The sequence below is a fragment of the Yeosuana marina genome (assembly GCF_011762485.1).
GTDB classification, from domain to species: domain Bacteria; phylum Bacteroidota; class Bacteroidia; order Flavobacteriales; family Flavobacteriaceae; genus Yeosuana; species Yeosuana marina.
In genome coordinates this window covers 1-5,338 of the sequence record NZ_JAAKGI010000004.1, presented here as the reverse complement: position 1 = coordinate 5,338, position 5,338 = coordinate 1, and the positions used below count along the sequence as shown (strand labels likewise).

Sequence of the window (5,338 nt, the reverse complement as noted above, 5' to 3'; positions counted from 1 at the left end):
CAAAAAAGGCAACGACCTACTCTCCCACAAATGCAGTACCATCGGCGCTAACGGGCTTAACTTCTCTGTTCGGAAAGGTAAGAGGTGAGCCCCGTCGCTATAACCACCTTAAATCTTTAAGCAGATTATTAGATTTCTAGAGCGCTTTGCTCTTAGATTGTTAGACTAAGTCTAACATCTTTTATCTAATATCTTACTTCTAATAAGTTAACATATTGAAACAAGATCATGATTGAATAATAATTTGTGTTGTACTCTTATAAAAAAACAGGCGTACAATAAGCCTATGGGTTATTAGTACTACTTGGCTATGACATTACTGCCTTTACACCTATAGCCTATCAACGTGGTAATCTTCCACGACCCTTTAAAGAAATCTCATCTTGTGGTGGGTTTCGCGCTTATATGCTTTCAGCGCTTATCCCTTCCAAACGTAGCTACTCTGCAATGCTCCTGGCGGAACAACAGATACACCAGAGGTTTGTCCAACTCGGTCCTCTCGTACTAGAGTCAGATCCACTCAAATTTCTAACGCCCACTGTAGATAGAGACCGAACTGTCTCACGACGTTCTGAACCCAGCTCGCGTGCCACTTTAATGGGCGAACAGCCCAACCCTTGGGACCTTCTCCAGCCCCAGGATGTGACGAGCCGACATCGAGGTGCCAAACCCCCCCGTCGATATGAGCTCTTGGGGGAGATCAGCCTGTTATCCCCGGCGTACCTTTTATCCTTTGAGCGATGGCCCTTCCATGCGGAACCACCGGATCACTATGCTCTACTTTCGTACCTGATCGACTTGTAGGTCTCTCAGTCAAGCTCCCTTATGCCATTGCACTCTACGCACGGTTACCAAGCGTGCTGAGGGAACCTTTAGAAGCCTCCGTTACTCTTTTGGAGGCGACCACCCCAGTCAAACTACCCACCAAGCACTGTCCCTTCGTTAGAAGGTTAGACTCTAGATAAGCAAAGGGTGGTATTTCAACAATGACTCCACAACACCTGGCGATGCCGCTTCGAAGTCTCCCACCTATCCTACACATTACTTATCCAAAACCAATACTAAGCTATAGTAAAGGTGCACGGGGTCTTTTCGTCCCACAGCGGGTAATCGGCATCTTCACCGATACTACAATTTCACCGAGCTCATGGCTGAGACAGTGTCCAGATCGTTGCACCATTCGTGCAGGTCGGAACTTACCCGACAAGGAATTTCGCTACCTTAGGACCGTTATAGTTACGGCCGCCGTTTACTGGGGCTTCATTTAAGACCTTCGAGTTACCTCTAAGCCCTCCACTTAACCTTCCAGCACCGGGCAGGTGTCAGGCCATATACATCATCTTTCGATTTAGCATAGCCCTGTGTTTTTGATAAACAGTCGCCTGGACCTTTTCACTGCGGCCCATCCGAAGATGGGCGACCCTTCTCCCGAAGTTACGGGTCTATTTTGCCTAATTCCTTAGCCATGAATCTCTCGAGCTCCTTAGAATTCTCATCCCAACTACCTGTGTCGGTTTAGGGTACGGGCTGCTTCACTCGCTTTTCTTGGAAGTCGCTTCTCTGGATTATCACCTTGACCGAAGTCTCAGTGTACTATCACGGTATTACTACTCGCTTCAACGTACTATTCCGTCAGTACGCACCAAATTTACGCCTCCGTCACTTTTAGTGTGAGCAGGTACAGGAATATTAACCTGTTGTCCATCCACTACCCCTTTCGGGTTCGCGTTAGGTCCCGACTAACCCTCAGCTGATTAGCATAGCTGAGGAAACCTTAGTCTTTCGGAGTGCGGGTTTCTCGCCCGCATTATCGTTACTTATGCCTACATTTTCTTTTGTAGCTTCTCCAGCATGACTCACATCACACCTTCGACGACACTACAATGCTCCCCTACCACTTTTTCAAGTCCATAGCTTCGGTAGTATGTTTATGCCCGATTATTATCCATGCCGAACCGCTCGACTAGTGAGCTGTTACGCACTCTTTAAATGAATGGCTGCTTCCAAGCCAACATCCTAGCTGTCAAAGCAGTTCAACCGCGTTATTTCAACTTAACATACATTTGGGGACCTTAGCTGATGGTCTGGGTTCTTTCCCTTTCGGACATGGACCTTAGCACCCATGCCCTCACTGCTGATTAACATTTTATAGCATTCGGAGTTTGTCAGGAATTGGTAGGCGGTGAAGCCCCCGCATCCAATCAGTAGCTCTACCTCTATAAAACTATAAATCAACGCTGCACCTAAATGCATTTCGGGGAGTACGAGCTATTTCCGAGTTTGATTGGCCTTTCACCCCTACCCACAGGTCATCCGAAGACTTTTCAACGTCAACCGGTTCGGTCCTCCACTGTATGTTACTACAGCTTCAACCTGCCCATGGGTAGATCACACGGTTTCGCGTCTAACACTACTGACTAAAGCGCCCTATTCAGACTCGCTTTCGCTACGGATCCGTGACTTAATCACTTAACCTTGCCAGCAACGTTAACTCGTAGGCTCATTATGCAAAAGGCACGCCGTCACCAATAAATTGGCTCCGACCGCTTGTAAGCGTATGGTTTCAGGTTCTATTTCACTCCCTTATTCAGGGTTCTTTTCACCTTTCCCTCACGGTACTAGTTCACTATCGGTCTCTCAGGAGTATTTAGCCTTAGCGGATGGTCCCGCCAAATTCATACAGGATTTCTCGTGTCCCGCACTACTCAGGATACCACTATAATTAACGCTCTTTACTTGTACGGGACTGTCACCCTCTGTGGTTCCTCTTTCCAAAGGATTCTAATTCATTGCGCAATCAATGTCGTGGTCCTACAACCCCAGCATTGCCGTAACAATACTGGTTTGGGCTACTGCGCGTTCGCTCGCCACTACTAACGCAATCACTTTTGTTTTCTTCTCCTCCGGGTACTTAGATGTTTCAGTTCCCCGGGTTTGCCTCCTTGCGGATACTATATCTTCAATATAGTGGGTTGCCCCATTCGGATATCTACGGATCGATTCGTGTGTGCCAATCCCCGTAGCTTTTCGCAGCTTATCACGTCCTTCTTCGCCTCTGAGAGCCTAGGCATTCCCCATACGCCCTTATTTAGCTTATTGTACTTTTTGCTTTTTTAATGAGTTATTATAATTATCAATAAATTGATAATTATAATGTGATTAATTATATACCAGCTCGTGGCGGCTCTAATTAATCTAAATTATTATCTTAATATTAGATCTAAATCTAATACTAATTTCATGTATCTTTTTTCAATATGTCAATGAACTTTGTTAGCTTATGGCTTTTAGCCTCTAGCTAATAGCTAATAACCAATGGCTAATAGCTAATCGTGGAGAATATCGGAGTCGAACCGATGACCTCCTGCGTGCAAGGCAGGCGCTCTAGCCAGCTGAGCTAATCCCCCGTCTTTTAGTGATCAGTTAACAGTTATTAGTTAACAGTACTTATAACGGCTACTCAACCTCTAAAATTTCCTTTCAATATATTATGAACGTCTAAAATTGATACTTAAATCAACCTTAGGTTGTAGTCTCAGGCAGACTCGAACTGCCGACCTCTACATTATCAGTGTAGCGCTCTAACCAGCTGAGCTATGAGACTGTAATAGTCTTCAGTTTTCAGTTTTCAATAGTTTTATCTACTGAGCACCGTATTCTGGTGACTTTATATGTTAAATTAACAGCAATGAGAATAAACTATCTCTTTCTTATAGTTTTGTTTTCCTTTTAGTCGTCTTTCTCTAGAAAGGAGGTGTTCCAGCCGCACCTTCCGGTACGGCTACCTTGTTACGACTTAGCCCTAGTTACCGATTTTACCCTAGGCCGCTCCTTGCGGTGACGGACTTCAGGCACTCCCAGCTTCCATGGCTTGACGGGCGGTGTGTACAAGGCCCGGGAACGTATTCACCGCATCATGGCTGATATGCGATTACTAGCGATTCCAGCTTCACGGAGTCGAGTTGCAGACTCCGATCCGAACTGTGATAGGGTTTATAGATTCGCTCCTGGTCACCCAGTGGCTGCTCTCTGTCCCTACCATTGTAGCACGTGTGTAGCCCAGGACGTAAGGGCCGTGATGATTTGACGTCATCCCCACCTTCCTCACAGTTTGCACTGGCAGTCTTGTTAGAGTTCCCGACTTGACTCGCTGGCAACTAACAACAGGGGTTGCGCTCGTTATAGGACTTAACCTGACACCTCACGGCACGAGCTGACGACAACCATGCAGCACCTTGTAAGTAGTCCGAAGAAAAGAATATCTCTACTCTATGCAACTTACATTTAAGCCCTGGTAAGGTTCCTCGCGTATCATCGAATTAAACCACATGCTCCACCGCTTGTGCGGGCCCCCGTCAATTCCTTTGAGTTTCATTCTTGCGAACGTACTCCCCAGGTGGGATACTTATCACTTTCGCTTAGCCACTCAGATAAATCCGAACAGCTAGTATCCATCGTTTACGGCGTGGACTACCAGGGTATCTAATCCTGTTCGCTCCCCACGCTTTCGTCCATCAGTGTCAATGTATTGTTAGTAATCTGCCTTCGCAATTGGTATTCTATGTAATATCTATGCATTTCACCGCTACACTACATATTCTAACTACTTCACAATAATTCAAGATAACCAGTATCAAAGGCAATTCTACAGTTGAGCTGCAGGATTTCACCTCTGACTTAATTATCCACCTACGGACCCTTTAAACCCAATGATTCCGGATAACGCTTGGATCCTCCGTATTACCGCGGCTGCTGGCACGGAGTTAGCCGATCCTTATTCTTACGGTACCGTCAAGCCGCTACACGTAGCGGTGTTTCTTCCCGTATAAAAGCAGTTTACAACCCATAGGGCAGTCTTCCTGCACGCGGCATGGCTGGATCAGGCTCTCGCCCATTGTCCAATATTCCTCACTGCTGCCTCCCGTAGGAGTCTGGTCCGTGTCTCAGTACCAGTGTGGGGGATCCCCCTCTCAGGGCCCCTATCTATCGTTGCCATGGTGTGCCGTTACCACACCATCTAGCTAATAGAACGCATACTCATCTTTTGCCGTAACCTTTAATAAAGTCTTGATGCCAAGTCTTTATACTATGCGGTATTAATCCAAATTTCTCTGGGCTATCCCGCAGCAAAAGGTAGATTGTATACGCGTTACGCACCCGTGCGCCGGTCGTCAGCGGAGCAAGCTCCCTGTTACCCCTCGACTTGCATGTGTTAGGCCTGCCGCTAGCGTTCATCCTGAGCCAGGATCAAACTCTTCATCGTTAAATTTTAAATAATTTTAACAACTAATAGGAATTTAATAGTACTCAAAATGGTTTATTCTCTTTGTTCGATTTT

General features: G+C 46.2%; 2 tRNA genes and 3 rRNA genes. All 5 read right to left on the bottom strand.

What is annotated here, in order from left to right:
• Positions 1-3: 3 nt before the first annotated feature.
• Positions 4-111, bottom strand: a 5S ribosomal RNA gene (rrf, locus tag G5V56_RS07180).
• Between the two features lie 163 nt (positions 112-274).
• Positions 275-3,099: ribosomal RNA gene (locus G5V56_RS07175) — 23S ribosomal RNA — on the bottom strand.
• Positions 3,100-3,333: 234 nt separating this feature from the next.
• A tRNA-Ala gene (locus G5V56_RS07170) sits at positions 3,334-3,407 on the bottom strand.
• A gap of 123 nt (positions 3,408-3,530) precedes the next feature.
• Positions 3,531-3,604 (bottom strand) — tRNA-Ile (locus G5V56_RS07165).
• Between the two features lie 143 nt (positions 3,605-3,747).
• Positions 3,748-5,263: ribosomal RNA gene (locus G5V56_RS07160) — 16S ribosomal RNA — on the bottom strand.
• The 16S, 23S and 5S rRNA genes sit together here with 2 tRNA genes alongside, the layout of an rRNA operon.
• Positions 5,264-5,338: the final 75 nt, after the last annotated feature.